Source organism: Parahaliea aestuarii (assembly GCF_008064635.1).
GTDB classification, from domain to species: domain Bacteria; phylum Pseudomonadota; class Gammaproteobacteria; order Pseudomonadales; family Halieaceae; genus Parahaliea; species Parahaliea aestuarii.
In genome coordinates this window covers 117,865-140,273 of the sequence record NZ_VRYZ01000003.1, presented here as the reverse complement: position 1 = coordinate 140,273, position 22,409 = coordinate 117,865, and the positions used below count along the sequence as shown (strand labels likewise).

23 protein-coding genes are annotated in these 22,409 nt (G+C 63.6%); 16 read left to right on the top strand and 7 right to left on the bottom strand.

Annotated features, from left to right (window positions below; genetic code table 11):
* Window positions 1-62 precede the first annotated feature (62 nt).
* From rsmB to def, 3 genes are read right to left on the bottom strand one after another with little or no spacing between them, the layout of a single operon-like run.
* On the bottom strand, window positions 63-1,355 hold the full coding sequence (rsmB, locus tag FVW59_RS07845; RefSeq protein WP_148063703.1) for a 16S rRNA (cytosine(967)-C(5))-methyltransferase RsmB: 1,293 nt from the start codon (window positions 1,353-1,355) through the stop codon (window positions 63-65).
* Window positions 1,355-2,317, bottom strand: a complete 963-nt coding sequence (fmt, locus tag FVW59_RS07840; protein WP_246139671.1) for a methionyl-tRNA formyltransferase — start codon at window positions 2,315-2,317, stop codon at window positions 1,355-1,357. Before fmt ends, rsmB begins: the two co-directional genes overlap by 1 nt.
* On the bottom strand, window positions 2,310-2,816 hold the full coding sequence (gene def / locus FVW59_RS07835; protein WP_148063702.1) for a peptide deformylase: 507 nt from the start codon (window positions 2,814-2,816) through the stop codon (window positions 2,310-2,312). Before def ends, fmt begins: the two co-directional genes overlap by 8 nt.
* A gap of 214 nt (window positions 2,817-3,030) precedes the next feature.
* Here def and FVW59_RS07830 point away from each other — a divergent pair, with 214 nt between their 5' ends.
* The 6 genes from FVW59_RS07830 (at window position 3,031) to aroE (ending at window position 8,437) form a co-directional block, all read left to right on the top strand.
* A complete protein-coding gene (locus FVW59_RS07830; protein ID WP_148063701.1) occupies window positions 3,031-4,056 on the top strand; it encodes a LysM peptidoglycan-binding domain-containing protein in 1,026 nt (341 codons plus the stop codon).
* A gap of 227 nt (window positions 4,057-4,283) precedes the next feature.
* On the top strand, window positions 4,284-5,414 hold the full coding sequence (gene dprA / locus FVW59_RS07825; protein WP_148063700.1) for a DNA-processing protein DprA: 1,131 nt from the start codon (window positions 4,284-4,286) through the stop codon (window positions 5,412-5,414).
* Between the two features lie 133 nt (window positions 5,415-5,547).
* Window positions 5,548-6,051: a 5-(carboxyamino)imidazole ribonucleotide mutase gene (gene purE, locus FVW59_RS07820; RefSeq protein ID WP_116368468.1), complete on the top strand. Its 504-nt coding sequence runs from the start codon at window positions 5,548-5,550 to the stop codon at window positions 6,049-6,051.
* The gene (tsaC, locus tag FVW59_RS07815; RefSeq protein WP_148063699.1) at window positions 6,051-6,611 is read left to right on the top strand and encodes an L-threonylcarbamoyladenylate synthase type 1 TsaC; all 561 of its coding nucleotides are present in this window, start codon (window positions 6,051-6,053) and stop codon (window positions 6,609-6,611) included. Before purE ends, tsaC begins: the two co-directional genes overlap by 1 nt.
* Window positions 6,612-6,663: 52 nt before the next feature.
* Window positions 6,664-7,572: an oxygen-dependent coproporphyrinogen oxidase gene (hemF, locus tag FVW59_RS07810; RefSeq protein WP_148063698.1), complete on the top strand. Its 909-nt coding sequence runs from the start codon at window positions 6,664-6,666 to the stop codon at window positions 7,570-7,572.
* 28 nt (window positions 7,573-7,600) lie between these two features.
* Window positions 7,601-8,437, top strand: coding sequence for a shikimate dehydrogenase (gene aroE, locus FVW59_RS07805; RefSeq protein ID WP_148063697.1), 837 nt, complete (start codon window positions 7,601-7,603; stop codon window positions 8,435-8,437).
* Window positions 8,438-8,487: 50 nt separating this feature from the next.
* On the opposite strand, the gene FVW59_RS07800 is transcribed toward aroE, so the two are convergent.
* Window positions 8,488-9,045: a gamma carbonic anhydrase family protein gene (locus FVW59_RS07800; protein ID WP_148063696.1), complete on the bottom strand. Its 558-nt coding sequence runs from the start codon at window positions 9,043-9,045 to the stop codon at window positions 8,488-8,490.
* An 88-nt stretch (window positions 9,046-9,133) separates the two neighbouring features.
* Here FVW59_RS07800 and FVW59_RS07795 point away from each other — a divergent pair, with 88 nt between their 5' ends.
* On the top strand, window positions 9,134-9,376 hold the full coding sequence (locus FVW59_RS07795) for a YheV family putative zinc ribbon protein (RefSeq protein WP_148063695.1): 243 nt from the start codon (window positions 9,134-9,136) through the stop codon (window positions 9,374-9,376).
* 109 nt (window positions 9,377-9,485) lie between these two features.
* On the opposite strand, the gene FVW59_RS07790 is transcribed toward FVW59_RS07795, so the two are convergent.
* Entirely contained in the window at window positions 9,486-10,766 is a 1,281-nt protein-coding gene (locus tag FVW59_RS07790) for an MATE family efflux transporter (protein ID WP_246139670.1), read from the bottom strand.
* Between the two features lie 386 nt (window positions 10,767-11,152).
* Here FVW59_RS07790 and coxB point away from each other — a divergent pair, with 386 nt between their 5' ends.
* Genes coxB through FVW59_RS07770 form a run of 4 tightly spaced genes read left to right on the top strand, consistent with a single transcriptional unit; the run spans window position 11,153 to window position 15,489 of the window.
* Window positions 11,153-12,307, top strand: coding sequence for a cytochrome c oxidase subunit II (gene coxB / locus FVW59_RS07785; RefSeq protein ID WP_148063693.1), 1,155 nt, complete (start codon window positions 11,153-11,155; stop codon window positions 12,305-12,307).
* A gap of 15 nt (window positions 12,308-12,322) precedes the next feature.
* Window positions 12,323-13,903, top strand: coding sequence for a cytochrome c oxidase subunit I (gene ctaD, locus FVW59_RS07780; RefSeq protein WP_148063692.1), 1,581 nt, complete (start codon window positions 12,323-12,325; stop codon window positions 13,901-13,903).
* 14 nt (window positions 13,904-13,917) lie between these two features.
* Window positions 13,918-14,478 (top strand): cytochrome c oxidase assembly protein, encoded by a 561-nt coding sequence (locus FVW59_RS07775; protein WP_148063691.1) that lies wholly within the window; start codon window positions 13,918-13,920, stop codon window positions 14,476-14,478.
* 45 nt (window positions 14,479-14,523) lie between these two features.
* Window positions 14,524-15,489, top strand: a complete 966-nt coding sequence (locus FVW59_RS07770; protein ID WP_148063690.1) for a cytochrome c oxidase subunit 3 — start codon at window positions 14,524-14,526, stop codon at window positions 15,487-15,489.
* Here FVW59_RS07770 and FVW59_RS07765 read toward each other — a convergent pair whose 3' ends face one another.
* The gene (locus FVW59_RS07765) at window positions 15,490-15,756 is read right to left on the bottom strand and encodes a DUF2909 family protein (RefSeq protein ID WP_342779692.1); all 267 of its coding nucleotides are present in this window, start codon (window positions 15,754-15,756) and stop codon (window positions 15,490-15,492) included.
* A 73-nt stretch (window positions 15,757-15,829) separates the two neighbouring features.
* Between FVW59_RS07765 and FVW59_RS07760 the strand changes: the two genes are divergently transcribed.
* From FVW59_RS07760 to FVW59_RS07745, 4 genes are read left to right on the top strand one after another with little or no spacing between them, the layout of a single operon-like run.
* A complete protein-coding gene (locus tag FVW59_RS07760; RefSeq protein WP_148063689.1) occupies window positions 15,830-16,600 on the top strand; it encodes an SURF1 family protein in 771 nt (256 codons plus the stop codon).
* Entirely contained in the window at window positions 16,601-17,281 is a 681-nt protein-coding gene (locus FVW59_RS07755) for a hypothetical protein (protein WP_246139669.1), read from the top strand. It begins immediately after the preceding gene.
* Between the two features lie 21 nt (window positions 17,282-17,302).
* Window positions 17,303-18,208, top strand: coding sequence for a heme o synthase (gene cyoE / locus FVW59_RS07750; protein ID WP_148063688.1), 906 nt, complete (start codon window positions 17,303-17,305; stop codon window positions 18,206-18,208).
* Between the two features lie 36 nt (window positions 18,209-18,244).
* Window positions 18,245-18,904, top strand: a complete 660-nt coding sequence (locus tag FVW59_RS07745) for an SCO family protein (RefSeq protein WP_148063687.1) — start codon at window positions 18,245-18,247, stop codon at window positions 18,902-18,904.
* Between the two features lie 52 nt (window positions 18,905-18,956).
* Here the strand turns inward: FVW59_RS07745 and FVW59_RS07740 are convergent, their stop codons facing one another.
* Complete coding sequence (locus tag FVW59_RS07740) at window positions 18,957-19,235, bottom strand: hypothetical protein (RefSeq protein WP_148063686.1); 279 nt, start codon at window positions 19,233-19,235, stop codon at window positions 18,957-18,959.
* 388 nt (window positions 19,236-19,623) lie between these two features.
* On the opposite strand from FVW59_RS07740, the gene polA reads away from it, so the two are divergent.
* Complete coding sequence (gene polA / locus FVW59_RS07735) at window positions 19,624-22,341, top strand: DNA polymerase I (protein ID WP_148063685.1); 2,718 nt, start codon at window positions 19,624-19,626, stop codon at window positions 22,339-22,341.
* Window positions 22,342-22,409 lie beyond the last annotated feature (68 nt).

The window sequence follows — 22,409 nt, the reverse complement described above, 5'->3', positions numbered from 1 at the left end:
AACAGCGCAGCTCCTGAAAAAAACCAGTCCGCTGTAAACAGCGTGGGGCGCTCGACCTCACTCTACAGTGCCTTGGTCAGCAGTGCGAAATAGAGTCCATCCGGCCCGTTTTCCTGTGGCAGCAGCTGGCGGCCGTGATCCCGCGGCTGGCCCCAGTTCACCGCCAGAGGCTGTTCGCTGGCGCCTTCCTGCTGTGCCAGGAAGCGGGCGATGACAGCGCTGTTTTCTTCCGCCAGTATCGAACAGGTGACGTAGAGCAGGCGCCCGCCGGGCTTCAGCAGCGGCCACAGGCCGTGGAGGATGGCCAGCTGTTGACCGGCCAGTTGGCCGATATCCGAGGCGCGGCGCAGCAGTTTGATGTCGGGGTGGCGGCGAATCACGCCGGAGGCGGAACAGGGCGCGTCGGTGAGGATGGCGTCGAAACTCTCCGCCGCGAGCTCCGCCGGCGGCTTGGCACCGTCGCCCACAATGACCCGGGCGGCCAATTGCAGCCGTTCCAGGTTTTCCTCTACCCGTTCCAGTCGCTCGCCATCAATATCCATGGCCACCAGTTCGGCAAGTCCTGGCTGGCTCTCCAGCAGATGGCAGCTTTTGCCGCCGGGAGCGGCGCAGGCGTCGAGGATGCGCTCGCCGGCGCGGGCCTGCAGCAGCGGCGCCGCGAGCTGGGCGGCCTCGTCCTGCACACTGACCAGCCCCGCTTCCCAGCCCGGCAGGCTGTTCACGTCGACCGCCTGTTGCAGGTAGAGGGCGCTATCCGCCAGAGCCCCGGCGCTGGCCGCGATGCCGGCGCCCTCAAGCTGTTGCAGGTAGTCGCTGCGGGCCACGCGGGACAGATTGACCCGCAGTGCCATGGGCGGGCGGCTGTTGTTGGCGGCGAGCAGGGTGTCCAGGTTGTCATACTCGCCCTGCAGGCGCTGCATCAGCCAGGCAGGATGGGCGGCGCGGGCGGCGGGCGGAAGGGCATTTTCCAGGGTCTCCCGCTCGCGCAGATAGCGGCGCAGCAGGGCGTTGACCAGTCCGCGTGCCCAGCCTTTGCCGAGCGAGCGGGTGGCACCCACGGTACTGGCCACAGCGGCGTGATCCGGCACCCGGGTTTCACCGAGCTGGTAGAGGCCAACCAGTATCAGGGCGTAGACATCGCTATCCTTGCCGCGCAGGGGCTTGTCCAGCAGCTGGTCCGCCAGCGCCTCCAGGCGCGGCCACATCCGCAGGCTGCCGTAGCAGAGTTCCCTGAGCAGGGCGGCATCCCGGGGTGCGACGGCATTGAGTTGCCCGGGCAGCGCCTGGTTCAACGACTGGCCGCTGGCCACCAGGGCCAGGACCCGGGCGGCCGCCGCCCGGCAATCCCCGGCCATCACTGGCTGCTGCCGAATACGGCGCCCGCGGTGAAGGCCTCGCCCCGTGCGTTCAGTACCGCTTCCGCCGGCAGGGCCTTGCCGCCGGGAAGCTGTAGCACCTGCAGGCACAGGCTGCCTTCGCCACAGGCCACGCGGATGCCATCGCGGTCACTGTGCAGGATAGTGCCGGGTGCGGCCAGCCGGCCCCCTCCTTCGGGGCGCGCGCGCCAGATCTTCACGCGTTGCTCCCCCAGTTCGCTGAAGCAGACAGGGAAGGGATTGAAAGCGCGGACGCGACGATCCAGTTCAGTGGCGGTGAGTGTCCAGTCCATTTGCGCTTCCGGTTTGAGAATCTTGCTGGCGTAATTGGCCAGGCTGTCGTCCTGCGTTTCGGCGCGTGCCTGGTAGGCGGGCAGGTCTTCGAGTACTTGCAGCAGGCAGGGGGTGCCGATGGCGGCCAGTTCGTCGTGGAGGCTGGCGGCGCTCGTGTCCTGGCCGATGGCGCAGCGGGCGGTGGCCAGCATGGCGCCGGTGTCGAGCCCGGCATCCATCTGCATGATGGTGACGCCGGTTTCGCTGTCGCCCGCCTCGATGGCGCGCTGGATGGGCGCCGCACCGCGCCAGCGAGGCAGCAGCGAGGCGTGGACGTTGAGGCAGCCGAGGCGCGGTGTATCCAGCACGGCCTGGGGCAGGATCAGGCCGTAGGCCACCACCACCATGACATCGGCGTTGTGCGCCGCCAGCTCGCACTGGGCTTCGGTGTCGCGCAGGCTCTGGGGCTGGTATACCGGGACATCCGCTGCCAGTGCACGCTGCTTGACCGGGCTCGCCTGCAGTTTTTTGCCGCGGCCGGCGGGGCGGTCGGGCTGGGTGTAGACCGCCACCACCTGGTGGCAACTGCCCAGCAGGGCGTCCAGGTGGAGGGCGGCGAATTCCGGGGTGCCGGCAAAAAGCAGGCGCAATGGGGAGTTGTCAGGCACGGCGGCGCTGGTCTTTCTCCAGCTTTTTGCGAATGCGCTGGCGCTTCAGTGGCGAGATGTAATCGACGAAGAGTTTGCCGTCCAGGTGGTCTATTTCATGCTGCAGGCAGATGGCCAGGAGGCCCTCCAGTTCGCGGGTGAAGGGCTCGCCATTGCGATCCAGCGCGCTGGCGCGAATGCGGCGCGGGCGATTCACCGTTTCGTAGAAGCCCGGTACGGACAGGCAGCCCTCATCGTACTCGCCCAGCTCCGGGTCCAGCACTTCCACTTCAGGATTGATAAAGACCAGCGGCTCAGAGCGATCGTCGCTGACATCGATCACCAGCAGGCGCTCGTGTACGTCGACCTGGGTGGCGGCGAGGCCAATTCCGGGTGCGGCGTACATGGTTTCGAACATGTCATCGATGAGGGTGCGGGTAGCATCGGTGACCTCGGTCACCGGGCGCGCCCTGGTGCGCAGGCGAGGGTCGGGAAATTCGAGGATGTCGAGAATGGCCATCGGTTTCCTGGAGAGATTGGCAGGCCGGGCGGCCCGAGTGAATTAATAACATTTGCACTTGCCAGTGGCGAATGACCACCGCAAACTGTTTGCAATTATACATCCGTCAGCGGAATTGTGCCCAGCGCCGGGCACTTGGGGAAGGGGCGCTGGTGGCCGGTTCGGGAAGAGGGCCGCGGGGCGGATAATAACAAGCTTGGGCAGGGACAGGACAATGGGAACCAGGGCACTTTCGGGACTGCTGTTGACGGTATTGCTGCTGCTGTGCGGGCCGCTGCAGGCCGTAGAGCTCAACGAAGATGTTCCCGAGGTGTATATCGTCAAGAAAGGCGACACCCTCTGGGATATTTCCGGTATCTACCTGCGCGAACCCTGGCTGTGGCCCGAACTCTGGGATGTGAACCCGCAGATCGACAACCCCCACCTTATCTACCCCGGCGACGAACTCTATCTGGTCTGGGTCGATGGCCAGCCCCGCCTGCGTGTGCGGCGCGGCGACATGAAGCTCTCCCCCAATATGCATGTGAGCCCGCTGGATCTGGCCATTCCGGCTATTCCGCTGGATCAGATCGGCGCCTTCCTCAACCGCAATCGCATCATGAGCGCCGACGACCTGAATAACTCCGCCTACGTAGTGGCCGGTGCCCAGGGGCATTTGATCAGCGCGCCGGGCGACCATGTTTTCGGTCGCGGCCCCTTCCCTGACGGCGAGCGGGCCTATGGCATCTATCGCGCCGGCGAGGCCTATCGCGACCCGATCAGCAACGAACTGCTGGGCTATCGCGCCCAAGATATCGGCAGTGCCCGCCTGCTCACTAGCAATCGCGATGAGGTGACCGAGCTGGAAGTGACCCGCGTCACCGAGGAAGTGCGAATAGCCGATCGCCTGCTGCCCAATGAAGAGCGCGTGCTGGACGCCACCTTCTATCCACGGGCGCCGGAGCGGGAGATTGAGGACGGCTTTATGATTGCCGTCGATGGTGGTGTCACCCAGATTGGCACCACCGACATCGTGGTGCTCAACCGCGGTGAACGCGAGGGCCTGCGCGTTGGTGATGTACTGGCCATTTACCAGACCGGCGAACTGGTTTTCGACCAGGTGGCTCGTGACAACGTACTACTGCCGGATGTGCGTGCCGGTCTGGCCATGGTGTTCGAAACCGCGGAAAAGGCCAGCTACGCCATTGTCCTCAAGGCCAGCCATCCCCTGAAAGTTGGCGACAAGGTAAAGAATCCCTGATTCAGGCCGGAGGCGGGAACCGCCTCCGGCGCGCCTTCCCTTCCCGCCCTCGCCACACCAGCAACGGCAGTTGTGATGTTGCCCTACAGAAAACCTGATCCTTTTCCGGCAGCCTGTTGCATACCGCAGGTGTCGCTCCCATAGTTGCAGACTGTGGCCGCGAACGCTGGCCGCATAGCTTCCACCACTGTACACAGGCAGTATCAGGGCACTCAGGGACGAGGGTTATGGCTGTTGAAACACTGCGGCGCGCGCTGCTGTTGCAGGCGTTGCCGGAACTGTCGCCGGGACAGCTGCGGCAACTCCTCGGCCGCTATGGCGGCGTCGATGGCCTGTGGCTGTCGGATCCCGACGACTGGCGATTGCGCCGGGCCGCCCCGACCCTCGCCGCGGACTTTGGCAAACTGCGGGACAGCGGCCGCAGCCCGGACGCCCGCTTTGATGTGGAAAGACAACTCGACGCGGTTCTCTCCTGTGAGGCCCGTCTGCTCTGCAGCAGCGACAGCGATTACCCGCAACAGCTCAGGGCCATCCAGGATGCGCCGCCCCTTCTCTACTGTCGTGGTGACACGGCGCTGTTGCGGCGCCCGCAGCTGGCCATTGTCGGAGCGCGGCGGGCCAGCCACGACGCGCTGCGGGCGGCCGCGGAATTTGCCGGTGAACTGGCCCGGGCCGGGCTGGTGGTGACCAGTGGCCTGGCGCTGGGTGTGGACGGCGCCGCCCACCGGGGCGCGCTGGCCGCTGGAGGGGCCAGCGTGGCGGTGATGGCCACCGGTATCGAGCAGATCTACCCCCGGCGGCATCGCGCACTGGGGGCGTCGCTGATCGCCAGCGGTTGCCTGATCACCGAGTTCGCTCCGGGCAGCCAGCCCCTGCCCGAGCATTTTCCCCGTCGCAACCGCATTGTCAGCGGCCTCGCCCTCGGGGTGCTGGTGGTGGAGGCCGCCCTGCCCAGCGGTTCGCTGATCACCGCCGGCACTGCCCTGGACCAGGGGCGGGAGGTCTTTGCCCTGCCCTGGTCGATTTACCATCCTGGCGGCGCCGGGTGCCTGCGCCTGCTGCGCGACGGGGCCGGGCTGGTGCAGGATCCCCAGGATTTGCTGGCGGAACTGGCGCTGCTGCCGGGCGGTGTTTCACTGCGCCTGCCGCTGCACCAACCGCCGGATTCCGGTGGCGGGGAAGCGGTGGATGAGCCTGGCGTCGATCCCCTGCTGGCACTGCTCGGCGACGGCCGCGCCAGCGCCGATGAACTGGTGCTGCACAGTGGCCTGCCCCTGGCCCAGGTGCTCTCGCGCTTGTCGGCACTCGAGCTGGCCGGGCAGGTGCGGCGACAAAACGGCGCCTACAGCCGGGCCTGAGCAGCGCTGATCAGGTTGGCGGCTGTGTACGCGAAGCCCCGTCCCGCCTTGCCTTCGGAGGGGGCTTTGGGTACATTTCGCGCTCTTTCACCCCCGGACTGACAGGGTCCACCCCAATTCGCGGAGAAACGCTATGAGCAAGCCCTTTGTTGCTATCGTTATGGGTTCCGATTCCGATCTGCCGGTCATGGAGGCAAGCTTTGCTGTATTGCGCTCCTTCGGCATTCCCTTCGAGGCCCGCATCACATCTGCCCACCGTACCCCGGAAGTGACCAAGGCCTTCATCAAGGACGCCGAGGCCCGCGGTTGCCAGGTATTTATCGCCGCTGCCGGCATGGCTGCCCACCTGGCAGGTGCCGTGTCGGCCACCACGGTCAAGCCGGTGATCGGTGTGCCGATGAACGCCTCCATGGACGGCCTGGACGCCCTGCTGTCCACCGTGCAGATGCCCGCGGGCATTCCCGTGGCCAGCGTGGCCATTGGCAAGGCCGGCGCCAAGAACGCCGCCTACTTGGCCGCCCAGATCCTGTCTGTCGGCGACGAAAGCCTGGCGGAAAAGCTGCGCGAAGAGCGCGCTGCCAACGCCGAGGCCATCCGCCAGAAGGACGAAGCCCTGCAGGCCTCTCTGAAAGGCTGATGTCCGCCACGCCCCTGCGTCTGCAGGAAGCCGTCCGCGCTCTCGCCGCGGGCGGTGTGGTGGCCTGCCCCACAGAAGCGGTGTGGGGCCTGAGTTGTGATCCCGACAACCTCGCCGCGGTGGAGCGCCTGCTGGCGCTGAAGCAGCGCCCGGTGGAAAAGGGCGTTATTCTGGTGGCCTCATCGACGGACCAGGTCGCCGCGCTGCTCGAGGGCCTCACGGACGCCCAGCGCAGCAAGCTGGCCCTGTCCTGGCCCGGCCCCACCACCTGGCTCATCCCCCATCGCGACCTGGTGCCGGCATGGATTCACGGCGGCCGGGAGGCCGTGGCGGTGCGGGTCACCGCACACCCCGGTATGGCGGCCCTGTGCGATGCCTGGGGCGGCCCGCTGGTGTCCACCTCCGCCAACCGCAGCGGCTGCCAGGCGCCGCGCTCTGCGTTCCAGGTACAGCGCTACTTCGGGGCCGAACTCGACGCCCTGGTACCCGGCGCCGTCGGCGGCGCTGCCCGCCCCAGTGTGATCCGCGACCTGGTTAGCGACCAAATTATTCGAACCTGAGTCCCGGGCGGCCTATAATGCCCCGCCTGTGAGCTCCGCGGTTTTTCCAAGCATGCAAATCGACGCCGTAAAAAACTATCTTTTTTCCCTGCAGGACAGCATCTGCGAGGCGCTGGCCATTGAGGATGGCCGGGCCGGATTTATCGTGGATGAGTGGGAGCGCGAAGCCGGCGGCGGTGGCCGCAGCCGGGTATTGAGCGACGGGGCGGTGTTTGAAAAGGCCGGGGTGAATTTCTCCCATGTCCACGGTGACGGCCTGCCGGCCTCCGCCAGCGCCGCGCGGCCGGAGCTGGCCGGGCGCAGCTTCCAGGCCATGGGGGTGTCGCTGGTGGTTCACCCGCGCAATCCCTATGTGCCCACCTCCCACGCCAATGTGCGGCTGTTCGTGGCGGAAAAGCCGGGCGAAGAGCCGGTGTGGTGGTTCGGCGGGGGCTACGATCTCACGCCTTACTACGGCAACCGCGAAGACTGCCGGCACTGGCACCGCACCGCCTTCGAGGCCTGTGAGCCCTTCGGCCAGGAGGTCTATCCGGAATTCAAGCAGTGGTGTGATGACTACTTCTATCTCAAGCACCGCCGCGAGCCCCGCGGCGTCGGCGGCCTGTTTTTCGATGACCTGAATCGCTGGGATTTTGACACCAGCTTTGCCTTCATGCGGGCCATCGGCGACTCCTACCTTCCCGCCTATCTGCCTATCGTGCAGCGCCGCAAAGCTGCGGATTACGGCGACCGCGAGCGCCAGTTCCAGCTCTACCGGCGGGGTCGTTACGTCGAATTCAACCTGGTGTTTGACAGGGGGACGCTGTTTGGGCTGCAATCCGACGGCCGCACCGAGGCGATCCTGATGTCACTGCCGCCGCTGGTGCGCTGGGAGTACGACTACCGGCCCGTTGCCGGCACGCCCGAAGCGGAACTGACCGAGTATTTCCTGCAGTCGCGGGACTGGCTGCAGCCGGCCTGAGCCGGAACCCGAACCGGAAGCAAGGGCTATGAGTAACAGCGACAAATACGCCGTCTTCGGCAATCCCATCAAGCAGAGCAAATCCCCGGTTATCCACGCCGCTTTCGCCGAACAGTGCGCCCAGGACATGCAGTACCGGGCAGTGCGGGTGGAACTGGATGCCTTCGAACGCTCGGTGCGGAATTTCTTCGAGGGCGGTGGTGCCGGCCTCAATATCACCGTCCCCTTCAAGCAGCAGGCGTTTGCACTGGCCGACGAGTGCAGCCAGCGCGCGCAGCGCGCGGGTGCGGTGAATACCCTGTACCTGACGGATGAAGGCCAGCTTTACGGCGATAATACCGACGGCGTCGGCCTGGTGCGCGACATGGTGGCCAACCTCGGCTGGACGCTGCAGGGGCAGCGCATTCTGGTGCTCGGTGCCGGTGGCGCCGTGCGCGGGGTACTGGAGCCCCTGCTGCGTGAAAAGCCCCGCTCCCTCACAATTGTCAATCGCACGGCGGAGAAGGCGCGCGAGCTGGTGGCCGAATTCGCCGAACTGGGCGCCATCGATGGCGGTGGCTATGAACTGCTGGCGGACCGGCAGTTCGACCTGGTGGTGAACGCCACCAGCGCCAGTCTCAGCGGTGAAATGCCCGACCTCCCCGGCAGTCTGCTCACCGCCCGCAGTTGCTGCTACGACATGGTCTACGGCGCGGAGCCGACCGTGTTCATGCGCTGGGCTGCACTGAATACCGCCTGGGCGGTGGCCGATGGCCTCGGCATGCTGGTGGAGCAGGCAGCGGAGTCCTTCTACCGCTGGCGCCGTGTGCGCCCGGCCACCGGGCCGGTGATCAACCAGCTGCGGCAGGCGCTCGCTGCCGCCTGAGCGAGAGCGCCGTGCGCAGCGTTCGCTGAACGGCGCGTACGCACCATCCGCTAGGCCTCCAGTTCCGCCAGGTGCTGTTCCTTGAGCTGCACGTAGTTGTTGGCGCTGTAGCAGAAGTAGTCCCGTTCGGCATCCGACAGCGCGCGCACTTCCCGCGCCGGGCTGCCGGCATAGAGGTAACCGCTGCGCAGGCGCTTGCCGGGGGTCACCAGGGCGCCGGCGGCGATCACTACCTCGTCCTCCACCACGGCGCCGTCCATCACGGTGGCGGCCATGCCCACCAGTACCCGGTTGCCGATGCTGCAGCCGTGCAGGGTGGCATTGTGGCCAATGGTCACGTCTTCGCCGATAAGCAGTGGCCAGCCCTCCGGGTTGTAGGGGCCGGCGTGGGTGATATGCAGTACGCAACCGTCCTGTACGCTGGTGCGGGCGCCCACGCGGATGCGGTGCATGTCGCCGCGCACCGCGGCCTGGGGCCAGATGGAGACGTCGTCTCCCAGTTCCACATCTCCCAGTACCACGGCGCTGGGGTCGATCATTACCCGTTCGCCCAGCACCGGGCGCTGGCCGCGGAAGCTGCGCAGGCTGGTCTCGGTGTAGTGTTTCATGGCTGTCTGCTCCGGCAAAACTGCTACAATAGCGGCCCTGTTTTCACCCTGCCAGCCCTCCTGGCAGCGCCGACGCCGAGGTCTTTCCATGCCAGCCCCCCACCGCCGCCGCTTTATCGCCGGAGCCGTCTGTCCCCGTTGCAGCGAGATGGACACCATCGTGGTGGATGCGGATACCGATGAACGGGAGTGTGTGGCCTGCGGCTTCAGCGAGGCCCGTCCCTCGGACGCTCCCCGCCAGGAGCCGCACACCCGGGTCAATCGACCGGCGCGGCGCAGCGAGGCACCGGCTGAGACCGTGCGCCTGGTGGACCCGGTAAAAGACAAGTAAAACAGGGGGCCAAGAACCCACCCAGTCGCCCCATCGAAGGCTGGGGCCCATTGTCTGCCATGCAACTCAATCACGCCCTTCGGGCGCTGAACGACATACCGGCATCGCATCAACCTGTTATCCCGCGCAAGCTCTGTTTTCCACCCCAGCGCCGCCGATAGGCGGGGTACAGCGTCGCTCCGCGGGCGGCGTTGAACAGCACAAAGGCCAGCCACAGGCCGTGGTTGCCCCAGTCCCGGCTCAGATACCACACCGGCAGGTAAACCAGCACTGCGCTCACCAGCATGGTCACCATCATCGGCCGTGTCTCCGCGGCGCCGATAAATACCCCATCCAGCAGATAGCTGGGGCCCGCTGCCAGTGGCATCAGCAAGAGCCAGGGCCAGTGCGCTCGCATGGTTTCGCGCACCATCTCCAGGGCGGTCAGCCACTGGGGCAGAAAGTACCCGCCCAGCCACAGCAGCAGCGTCAACAGCACAGCGGTGACGCCGCACCACAGTGCGCAGCGCTTCACCGCGGCCTGAAAACCGGCCCGGTCCCCGCCCCCCAGCCGCTGTCCGGTCAGCCCTTCGGCGGCGAAGGCAAAGCCGTCAAGGGCGTGGGCGCAGAACATCAACAACTGCAGCATCAGGGCGTTGGCGGCCAGCACGGTACTGCCCAGCTTGTCACCAGCGGCAGTAAAAAAGGCGAAGCCCGCCAGCAGGCAAATAGTGCGCACGAAAAGGTGCCAGTTGCTGCGCAGCAGTTCGTGGTAGTCAGCGGGACGCCACAACTGGCGGGCGATCTCACGCCACCTGGCTTCGGGCAGGGCCAGCCACACCTGCCACAGGGCGAGGGCGCAACCGCTGTATTCGGCAATGACTGTGGCCAGGGCGGCACCGTCACTGTTCAGGCCGAGGCCGAGGATGAAGAACAGGTCCAGCAGAATGTTGAGGACATTGGTGCTGATCACGATCAGCAGTGGGCGACGGGTGTCCTGCCGACCAATGCACCAGCCCACCACTGCGTAGGTCACCAGTACCGCGGGCGCGCTGTACAGGCGGATGCGCACGTAGCTGTCAGCGAGGGGCAGGATGTCTGATGCCGGCGCCATCAGGGCAAAACCGGCTGCCAGCAGCAGTGGGTGCAGGGTCAGCAGCATGGCGGCGATAACCAGTGCCAGCACCGCCGAGCGCGCCAGTACCAGCAGAGCCTCCTGTTCGCGCCCGGCACCCACAGCCCGGGCCACCAGGCCTGTGGTTCCCATGCGCAGAAAGCCGAAGCCCCAGTACAGGAAGGCCAGCAGAGCCCCGCCGATCGCGACAGCGCCGAGGTAGAGTGGGCTGTCCAGGTGGCCGAGGATGGCGGCATCCGCCAGCCCGAGCAGGGGGATGGAAATATTCGAGAGCATGGCCGGCCAGGCAATACCCCAGATTTTGCGGTCTAACGGGCTAAGTGAGGGCATATCTGGTATGCAGGCAGGAAATAAGGCCGGTTGATCCACCGCCGGAACGCTGCAATGGCCTTCCTGGGGAGCGCTGGAAACCCTTGCTCTGTGTAGGTTTTGCGGTTTTCTTTCGGTATACTCGGCCGGCCTGCCTCCCGCGACAATTCGTCGCAGGGGCGGCGACTGTGTCAGCTGGTACGTTCAAGACGTCTCCTAATTCTGCACTCCCCAGGGTCAGTGGCCGCATCTGCCAGCGGCTACGGACTTTACACAGGGGTGCGGCAAGCGGACGTCACCGGGCGCATCGGCTGTGGGGACAATAACCGATATAAATAATGGAGACACGGGAAATGTTCTTGAGAGCGAAGCGGCTTACCGCCCTGGCGCTTGGTCCTGTGCTGATGCTGTTCGGCCTGCTGCACGCCGGTACCGTTGCTGCGGCTGCCAAGGTGAATGAAGTCAATATGTCACCGGGCGCCACCGATGTGGGTCAGAGTATCTTTGATCTGCACATGACCATCTTCTGGATCTGCGTCATCATCGGCGTGCTGGTATTCGGGGTGATGTTTTACTCCATCTACTACCACCGCAAATCACGGGGTGTCACTCCCGCTACCTTTCACGAGAGCACCAAGGTCGAGATCGCCTGGACCGTCGTGCCCTTCTTCATCCTGATCGGTATGGCGGTTCCCGCCACGTCTACCCTGCTGGAGATCTACGATTTTGAGGACGCCGAGATGGACGTGCTCATTACCGGCTACCAGTGGAAATGGAAATACGAATACCTGAATGAAAGCGGCGAGAACGTTGCCTTCTTCAGTAACCTGCGTACGCCCCAGAGCGAAATCTACAACACCGCGGACAAGGGCGAGCACTACCTGCTGGAAGTGGACGAGCCCCTGGTGATCCCGGTGGATACCAAGGTCCGCTTCCTGGTCACCGCCAATGACGTGATCCACGCCTGGTGGGTGCCGGAGCTGGCGGTGAAGAAAGACGCCATCCCCGGCTTCATCAATGAGACCTGGACTCACGCCACAGAAGAGGGTGTGTACCGCGGCCAGTGCGCCGAACTTTGCGGCAAGGACCACGGCTTCATGCCGATTGTGGTCAATGTGGTGAGCAAGGAAGAGTACGCCAGCTGGCTCAGCGAGAAACAGGCGGAAGCCGCCGAAATCAAGAAGCTGATGGCCCAGACTTTCTCCATGGATGAGCTGATGGAGCGCGGCAAGAGTGTTTACGACCGCTCCTGCGCAGCCTGTCACGGCGCCAACGGCGAAGGCGGCCTCGGCAAGGCCATCGCCGACAGCCCGATCGCCACCGGCGACCTGTCCGGCCACCTGGAAGTGGGTATCAACGGCGTACCCGGCACCGCGATGCAGGCCTTTGGTGGCCAGCTCAACGACGTCGACATGGCGGCCGTCATTACCTATCAACGCAACGCGTTCGGCAACAACATGGGTGACATGGTGCAGCCGATCGACGTCTTTAATCACAAGAAAGGCTAACTGGAGGAGATAACGATGGGAGATCATCATCACGGTCCTGCCAAGGGCCTTTCACGGTGGCTGTTTACCACCAACCACAAAGATATCGGAACCATGTACCTGTGGTTCTCCTTCGCGATGTTCATTCTTGGCGGCTCGTTCGCCATGATCATCCGCGCCGAGCTGTTCCAGCCCGGCATGCAACTGGTTGATCCACTGTTCTTCAACCAGATGACCACCCTGCACGGGCTGGTGATGGTGTTCGGCGCGATCATGCCCTCCTTCGTGGGCCTGGCCAACTGGATGATCCCGATGATGATCGGGGCGCCGGACATGGCCCTGCCGCGGATGAACAACTGGAGCTTTTGGATCCTGCCGCCGGCCTTCCTGCTGCTGGCCAGCACCCTGTTCATGGACGGCGGCGCCCCGGCCTTCGGCTGGACCTTCTACGCCCCGCTGTCCACCACCTACGCGGCGCCGTCGGTGACCATCTTCATCTTCTGTATCCACGTGCTGGGGATCTCCTCCATCATGGGCTCGATCAACATTATCGCCACGGTGATGAACCTGCGCGCCCCGGGTATGACCTACATGAAGATGCCGCTGTTCGTGTGGACCTGGCTGATCACCGCCTTCCTGCTGGTGGCGGTGATGCCGGTGCTCGCGGGAGCGGTGACGATGATGCTGATGGATATCCACTTCGGCACCAGCTTCTTCAGCGCCGCCGGAGGCGGTGACCCGGTCCTGTTCCAGCACGTGTTCTGGTTCTTCGGTCACCCCGAGGTGTACATCATCATTCTGCCGGCCTTCGGCGTGGTATCGCAGATTATCCCTGCCTTTTCGCGCAAGCCGCTGTTCGGCTATGACTCCATGGTCTACGCCACCGCGTCCATCGCCTTCCTGTCGTTCATCGTGTGGGCCCACCACATGTACACGGTGGGCATGCCGATTGCGGGTGAGCTGTTCTTCATGTACGCCACCATGCTGATCGCCGTCCCCACCGGGGTGAAGGTGTTCAACTGGATTTCCACCATGTGGCGCGGCGCACTGACCTTCGAAACCCCGATGCTGTTTTCCCTGGGTTTCCTGGTGCTGTTCACCATCGGTGGTTTCACCGGCCTGATGCTGTCCATCGCCCCGGCGGACTTCCAGTACCACGACAGCTACTTCGTAGTGGCGCACTTCCACTACGTGATGGTGGCCGGGGCGGTATTCTCCATGACCGCCGCCGTGTACTACTGGCTGCCCAAGTGGTGCGGCCGCATGTACAACGAGACCATGGGCAAGACCCACTTCTGGATCTCCTTTATCGGCTTCAACCTGACCTTCTTCCCGCAGCACTTTGTGGGGCTGGCGGGCATGCCGCGACGGATTCCGGACTACGCCCTGCAGTTTGCTGACTTCAACATGATGTCCAGCATCGGCGCGTTCATCTACGGCTCCTCGCAGATCCTGTTCCTGTACAACGTGATCGCGACCATCGTGGCCGGCAAGCCCACCTCCGACGAGAAAGTCTGGGATGGTGCCGAAGGCCTGGAGTGGACGGTACCGACTCCGGCGCCCTACCACACCTTCGAGACGCCGCCGAAGATCGACCCGAGCCACGCGCACTCCTGAGGGAATGACCAGCCGTGATCCGCATTAGCGCGAACCCTGCCATCGATACCGCCATCAAGCTGGTGGCGGTAGCGGCGTGCATGTTCGCCTTTGTGTTCGTGGTGATGGTGCCCCTGTACAATGTGTTGTGCGATGCCCTGGGCATCAACGGCAAGACGTCGGGCCAGGCCTACACGGCAGTGCAGTCCGGGGTGGATGAGAGCCGTACGGTGACCATCCAGTTCGTGGCCACCAACAACGAGGGCATGCCCTGGGAGTTTTCACCCAGCCAGACGGTAATGAAAGTGCACCCGGGCGCGTCCAACGACACGGTGTTTACCGCCTACAACCCGCTGCCGAAGAATATGGTGGCGCAGGCGATTCCCAGCGTGTCGCCCAGTCGCGCGGCGGCGTATTTTCACAAAACAGAGTGCTTCTGCTTTAACCAGCAGCCCCTGGAAGGTGAGTCCAGCGCAGAAATGCCGCTGGTGTTTATCGTCGATAGGGATTTACCGCGTGATATCCACACCATCACGCTCTCGTATACGATATTTGATGTGACCGACATGGCGGCGGGCGCAGTTGCGACCCGCTGAGATCACCGGTTGGGGCCGGTGTGAGTTCAATGGAGAACCAATAACATGAATACCGAAACATCCACTGAGTACGAAAAGTACTACGTACCGGAGAAGAGCAAGCTGGCGATCTTCGCGACCATCGGCTTGATCCTCAGCATTTTCGGTGCATCCCACGGCCTGAACCAGATGACCTTTGGCGACGGTGCCCCCTCCTGGACCATTCTCTACGTGGGCCTGGCCTTTTTCGCCGGCACGCTGTTCGTGTGGTTCCGCACCACCATCCGCGAGAACATCGCCGGCATGAACAGCGCCCAGCTGAAGAAATCCTATGTGCTGGGTATGTTCTGGTTCATTTTCTCCGAGGTGATGTTCTTCTTCGCCTTCTTCGGCGTGCTGTTCTATGTGCGCAACCTGGCCGGCCCCTGGCTGGCGGGTGAAGGTGAAGCGGGGCGTATGAACAACCTGCTCTGGGAAGGCTTCCAGTACAGCTGGCCGATGGCCTCCACCCCCCAGGAAGCCGTGGGCGGCGTCGGCAGCCAGCTGATCGCCAACAACGGTGAGTTCCAGAGCTACGAGAAGAGCATGGCCTTCTCCGATGCTGCGGCCTGGTATTTGTGGTTGCCCTTGTGGAACACCATCATCCTGCTGTCATCCAGCGTGACTGTGCACATCGCTCACCTGGGACTGCTGGATGGTAACAAGAAGAAGTTCAATATCTGGCTGGGCCTGACCGTGCTGCTGGGTATTGTGTTCGTCGGCCTGCAGGCGCTGGAATACTACGAAGCCTACGCCCACTACGGCCTGACCCTGAACTCGGGGATTTACGGTTCCACCTTCTTCATGCTGACCGGTTTCCACGGCTTCCACGTGATGATGGGCATGACCATGCTGCTGATCCAGTGGATTCGCTCTGTGAAGTACGGTCACTTCACCGCAGACGACCACTTCGGCTTCGAGGCATCCAGCTGGTACTGGCACTTCGTTGACGTGGTGTGGGTGTTCCTGTTCCTGTTCGTTTACATTCTGTAATCAGTCGCTTGCCGCCGGTTCGGCTTCGGCCGGCGGCTGTTGCGCTGCGGCCGGCCCGGCATCCCAGGGATTGCGGTGGCCCAGCTGGCCGGTGGCCACGCCATAGACAATCAGGGCCGCGAGGCCAATGGCCAGGGCCAGGCGCACGCCGAGGGAATGCCACAGGCGACGCTTGCGGCGATCCCCCTGATCCACCATCAGAAAATAGAATCCACTTATCAGGCTGGCAACCAGCGCCACCATCAGCAGCATTATCGCGATCTTCAACAATGTTCACTTCCTCTTACAGGGCCGGGCAGTATAAACCAGGCATCTCGCGGCTGCTTTCGGGGCGTTGCTGATGGTTCAAGCGCAGCGCCTGCAGTTCGATCTGGAGTGGCGTACGACCCTGTTCACCGCCCTGCTGCTGCCCCTGCTGATTGGGCTGGGCTTCTGGCAGCTGGAGCGGGCCGATGAAAAGCGGGCTCTGGCGCAGACCTTCGATGAGCGCCGCGCACTGGCACCAGCGGACATCGCGACACTGTGGCAGGCGAGTGCCGACGAACTGGCCTATCGCCCCGCCCTCGCCCGCGGCGAATTTGACCCCCGGCGCTACCTGCTGCTGGACAACCGGGTGCGGCAGGGCCGCTTTGGCTACGAGGTGATCGCCCTCTTCCACCTGGGTGACGGCAGCGGCCGCAGCCTGCTTGTGAATCGTGGCTGGGTGGCAGGAGATCCGGCCCGGCGTACCCTGCCCCGGGTCGAATTGTCCACCGGGCCGCAGGTTATTCGCGGCACCATCTATGTGGCGCCGGACGAGCCCTACCTGCTGGGTGAGCAGTCGCTGAACGGCGACTGGCCCCTGGTCGTGCAGGCGCTGGAAGCCCCCGGGTTTGCCGCGGCCCTGGGCGCGCGCCTCGACCGCGAGGTCTTCCCCTGGTCCCTGCGCCTGGGGCCGGAAGAACCGGCGGCGCTGGCGGCCGAGTGGCCGCTGGTCAATGCCAGTCCGGCCAAACACACCGGATACGCTGTGCAGTGGTTCTGCATGGCGCTGGCACTGGTGATACTGTTCCTGCTGCGCAGCTCCAACATCTGGCAATGGCTGCGCCGACGAGAAATCCTGGAGAACTGAGTGGTGCAAAGCGAAAGCCATCCCCCCGGCGCGGCCGGTGACAATCACGGTCGATTGGTGCTGCTACTGATTGCCGGTTTGCCGGTGACCATGATCCTGGCTGCGACCTGGCTCTGGTTCTTTGTGGTCAAGGGCAACCTCGACATAGTCGGCATGCTGGGTACCGCCAACCGCGGCCAATTGGTGCAGCCTCCCCGCCAACTGGCCGAAGCAGGCCTGACGCAAGTCGATGGGAGCGCCTTCGACTTCGCTGCGCTGGAGCTCCAGTGGACATTTGTAGTGGCGAACGAGAGCGCAAGCTGTGACGCTGCCTGCGAACACCTGCTTTACCTGACCCGGCAGATACACCTGGCCATGGGCAAGGAGTACAATCGCATCCGCCGCTTCTATGTGAGCGACGTGGTCCCCGCGGACACCCGCCTGGAGGTGGATCATCTCAGTGACGGACATCCGCTTCCGGCGAATTTTGCCGGATACCTGCAACGCGAACACGGGGAAATGCGGGTGCTGCAGGGCGACACAGGCCAGATGCGCAGCCTGTTTGCGGAACATGCCAGCGCCCCGGACAGCTGGTACCTGGTAGATCCGGCCGGCTGGATCATGATGCGTTACGACGACAGCGTCTCCTACAAGGACGTGATCGCCGATCTTAAATTCCTGCTGAAAAACTCCAGCACCTGATTACCTGAACTGTTACCCATAATGTCTGAAAGCAGCGCAATCGCGAGCCAGAAAGCCAACTGGCGGGACTACAAGGAGCTGACCAAGCCCAATGTCGTCCTGCTGATGATTCTCACCTCTGCCATCGGCATGTTCATGGCCGTGCCCGGCATGGTGCCCTGGCATGTGCTCATTCTGGGCAACCTGGGCATCGCGCTTTGCGCCGGCGCTGCGGCTGCGGTCAACCACCTGGTGGACCAGCAGGTGGACCAGCGCATGGCCCGCACTCGCAATCGACCGGTCGCCAGGGGGCGGGTCAGCACCCGCGGCGCCATTGTGTTCGCCAGCCTGCTCGGTGTGAGCGGCATGGCGATCCTGATGATCTGGATCAATGCCCTCACCGCCTGGCTGACCCTGGCCTCGCTGGTGGGTTACGCCTTTGTCTACACCATGTTCCTGAAGCGGGCCACGCCCCAGAACATCGTGATCGGCGGCCTCGCGGGGGCCGCTCCTCCCCTGCTGGGCTGGACCGCGGTGACCGGAGAGATTCACGGCCACGCCCTGCTGCTGGTACTGATCATCTTTGCCTGGACGCCGCCCCACTTCTGGGCCCTGGCGATTCACCGCCGCGAGGAGTACGCCGCAGTGGACATCCCCATGCTGCCGGTGACCCACGGGGTGAAGTTCACCAAGGTGCACATCCTGCTCTACACCCTGATGATGTTTGCCATCACCCTCCTCCCCTTTGTCACCCGCATGAGCGGGCCGCTGTACCTGCTGGGGGCAGTGGTGCTGGGTGGCGGCTTCCTCTACTGGGCCATCGAGTTGCTGCGTGACCGCAACCCGAAGGCGCCAATGGAAACCTTCAAGTACTCGATTATCTACCTGATGGCCCTGTTCGTGGTGATGCTGGTCGACCACTACCTGTTCCCGGTAGCGACCCTGTGAGCGCCGAAGCGATGGGCGAGCCGATGAGAGTGTTCCATGACTGATGAAAAGCGCCGCCAGCGACGCGGTATTGTGTGGACGGTGGCCGCCGTGGTGCTGTTCATGGTGGTAGTCGTGGCCGGCTTCGTGCACCGCATCGGCCTGCCGCGCATCATGAACGATGCAGAAATGAAGGCGAACGGCGCCTACATGTTCGAAACGCCGCGGGATATCGGTGAGTTTGCACTGGTGGATCAGTCCGGGGAGCCGTTCACGCCTGCCAGCCTGGAGGGTCACTGGACGCTGGTGTTCTTCGGTTTTACCTACTGCCCGGATATCTGCCCTACCACCATGAGCTTCCTCAACGACTTCGTTGCCGAACTGCAGGGTACCGAGGCGGCGGATACGCGGGTGGTGATGGTGTCAGTGGATCCGGCGCGGGACACGCCCGAGCAACTCGCCCGCTACGTGCCTTACTTCAACCCGGATTTTGTCGGGGTAACCGGTGAGTTTCTCGATCTACACCGCTTCGCCACTGCCCTGAACACCCCCTTTCGCAAGGTGCCCGGGCAGGGAGAGAACTACCAGGTGGATCACAGCGCCAATGTGGTGCTGGTCAATCCCCGTGGTGACTACCACGGTTTCTTCAAGGCGCCGCTGGATCTGGCGAAGATGAAGGTCACCTACCGCTCCGCCCGCTATCTCTGGGACCACTGAGCGGCAGGGTGACGACGGCGCGCCGCTCTGGCGCGCCAGTGCGACGCGTGGCTTAGTTGCTCACCAGCATGGCTTCGGACGGGCGCGGGATGTCGCCGCCGCGATCAAAGCGCTGATCCAGCACCTGATCGAGATCCGCCGCAACCAGTTCCACTTTGGTCTCCAACTTGGCGATATCTTGGTCACCGGCGGGAGCTTCCTGTGCGGCTTCTTCTGCCATTTCTACCTTGGCTGCCTGCGCCGCGCGCACCAGTACCTGGTCGACGGACTGGGCATTGGCAATCGGGGCCACTGCAAAGACTAAAAGAGCTAAAACAGAACGTACTTTCATGATGTCATCCTCTGTAGGTGTTACCTATTTCCGTGTTGGGTAACACTTTTGTTACTTGGGTGTGTATTGTGGCCTTATTTCGTGACGTTTCAAGGGGGGCGGTTAACTTTGTGCAAATTCACGTATGCGACGTAACCCATTGTTTAATAAGAATAATTGCATCTTTATAGTGATTGGTTCCATTTTAGTTAACAAAATATTCATGTTTTTGATGGAGATTTGGGAGAAGTAACAGCTGATTGCAGCCATTGCGGGGCTCGCTGACGGAGCGCTATCGACGTGGCATTCCGCGATGGCTTGGGCTTTAATGCCCGCTTGGTCAGCCGCGCCCCCGCTGTCGATGACAGCGGCCACGCGAGCCTGGATACACTGCGACCCGAGAATGCCTATGCCCGCCTCCCAATCTGCGCCCCTCGTCCTGGTGGACGGATCCTCCTACCTTTACCGCGCCTTTCACGCCCTGCCTCCCCTGACCAATTCCAAAGGGGAATCCACCGGTGCCGTGAAGGGCGTGATCAGCATGATCAAGCGCCTGATGAAGGATTACCCGGAGAGTCCGGTGGCGGTGGTATTCGACGCCAAGGGCAAAACCTTCCGCGATGAGCTGTTTGCCGAGTACAAGGCGCAGCGTCCACCCATGCCGGATGAGCTGCGCGAACAGGTAGAGCCGATTCACGCCCTGGTGCGGGCGCTGGGCCTGCCGCTGCTGTGCGTAGACGGGGTAGAGGCCGACGACGTGATAGGGACACTGGCGCGGCAGGCCAGCGCACAGGGCAGGGCGGTGATTATTTCCACCGGCGACAAGGACATGGCCCAGTTGGTGGATGACAACACCACCCTGGTGAATACTATGACCGACACGGTGATGGACAGGGTTGGCGTGGAGCAGAAGTTTGGCATCTCCCCCGAGCTGATCATCGATTTTCTCGCCCTGATGGGCGACAAAGTTGACAATATCCCCGGTGTTCCCGGCGTGGGGGAGAAAACGGCCCTGGCGCTGCTGCAGGGCATTGGCGGGCTCGAGGCGCTGTACGCCAACCTCGACAAAATTGCCGGTTTGAGTTTTCGCGGTGCCAAGTCGATGGCCGCCAAACTGGAGGCCGAGCGCGACAAGGCCTTCCTGTCCTACGAGCTGGCGACCATCAAGACGGATGTCGAACTGGAGGAAGCGCCAGGGGATCTCGCCAACGGCGAGCCCGACAGGGAGGTACTGCTCGAGTGGTATACAAGGCTGGAGTTCAAGGCCTGGCTGGACGAATTGCTGGGGGAGGGGGAGGTCGTCCAGAGCGAGGCGATGGAAACCCGCTACGTCACCATTACCGCGCAATCAGAACTGGACGAGTGGCTGGCGCGACTGTCACAGGCCGAACTGTTTGCCTTCGATACCGAGACCACCAGCCTCAACTACATGGAGGCGGAAATTGTCGGTCTGTCCTTTGCTGTGGCGGCGGGGGAGGCGGCCTACGTGCCGCTGGCCCACGACTACCCCGGTGCGCCGGACCAGCTTGACCGGATTGCTGTACTTGAACAGATGCGGCCCCTGCTGGAGGATGAAAACCGCGCCAAGGTGGGTCAGAACCTCAAGTACGACGCCAGTGTGCTGGCCAACCATGGCATCACCCTGCGCGGCATCCGCTTCGACACCATGCTGGAATCCTATGTGCTGGACTCGGTGGCCACCCGCCACGATATGGACAGCCTGGCGCTCAAGTACCTGGGCCACAAAACCATTCATTTCGAAGACATTGCCGGCAAGGGCGCCAAACAGCTGACCTTCAACCAGATTCCGCTGGAACAGGCCGGCCCCTATGCCGCGGAAGACGCCGATATCACCCTGCGGCTGCACCAGTGCCTGTGGCCGCGGCTGGAGGCGGAAGGGGAGCTGGCGCGTGTTTTCCACGATATCGAAATGCCGCTGGTGCCGGTGTTGTCGCGCATCGAGCGGCAGGGGGCGATGCTGTCGCGGAAACTCCTGCAGCAGCAGAGCGGTGAGCTGGGCAAGCGCCTGCAGGAACTGGAGCAGGAGGCCCACGACCTCGCCGGCCAGCCCTTCAACCTCGGCTCGCCCAAGCAGCTGGGCGAGATCCTGTTCGAGAAGCTGGAACTGCCGGTAATTCGCAAAACCCCCAAGGGTGCGCCCTCCACCGCCGAGGAAGTGCTGGTGGAGCTGGCCCTGGATTACCCCCTGCCCAAGGTATTGCTGGAGTACCGCAGCCTGAGCAAGCTCAAATCCACCTACACCGACAAACTGCCGGAGATGATCAATCCCGGGACCGGTCGCGTACACACCTCCTACCACCAGGCGGTGGCGGCCACCGGCCGCCTGTCCTCGTCGGATCCGAACCTGCAGAACATTCCGATCCGCACGGAGGAGGGGCGGCGCGTGCGCCAGGCTTTTGTCGCCCCCGAGGGCTACCGTATCGTGGCGGCGGATTACTCCCAGATCGAGCTGCGCATCATGGCCCACCTGTCCGGCGACGAGGGGCTGCTGGGCGCCTTCCGCGACGGACTGGACGTGCACAGGGCCACGGCCGCGGAGGTTTTCGGCATGGAACTGGCCGCGGTGACCGCCGAGCAGCGACGCAAGGCCAAGGCGATCAATTTCGGCCTGATCTATGGCATGTCCGCCTTTGGCCTGGGTCGCCAGCTGCACCTGGGCCGCAACGAAGCCCAGGAATACATCGACCGCTACTTCGAGCGCTACCCCGGGGTGCAGGACTATATGGACCGCACCCGCGAGCAGGCCCATGAAAAGGGCTATGTGGAAACCCTGTTCGGGCGCCGTCTCTACCTGCCGGAGATCAACGCCCGCAACAAGATGCGGGTGCAGGCCGCCGAGCGCACAGCGATCAACGCCCCGATGCAGGGCAGCGCCGCTGACATCATCAAGAAGGCCATGCTGGCGGTGGACGCCTGGCTGCGGGAGGAGGGCGCCGACGCCCGCCTGATCATGCAGGTGCACGATGAACTGGTGCTGGAGGTGGCAACAGAGCAGGTGGAGGCTATCAGCGCACGGATTTGCGAGCTGATGTCCGGCGCCGCCAGCCTGGCGGTGCCGCTGCTGGTGGAGGCGGGGGTGGGCGCAAACTGGGATGAGGCCCACTGAGGGAAAAAATTTCCGAAATTTTTGCACCGGGCCGGAACTATCACAGGCCCGACCAGTCTGATTATTCG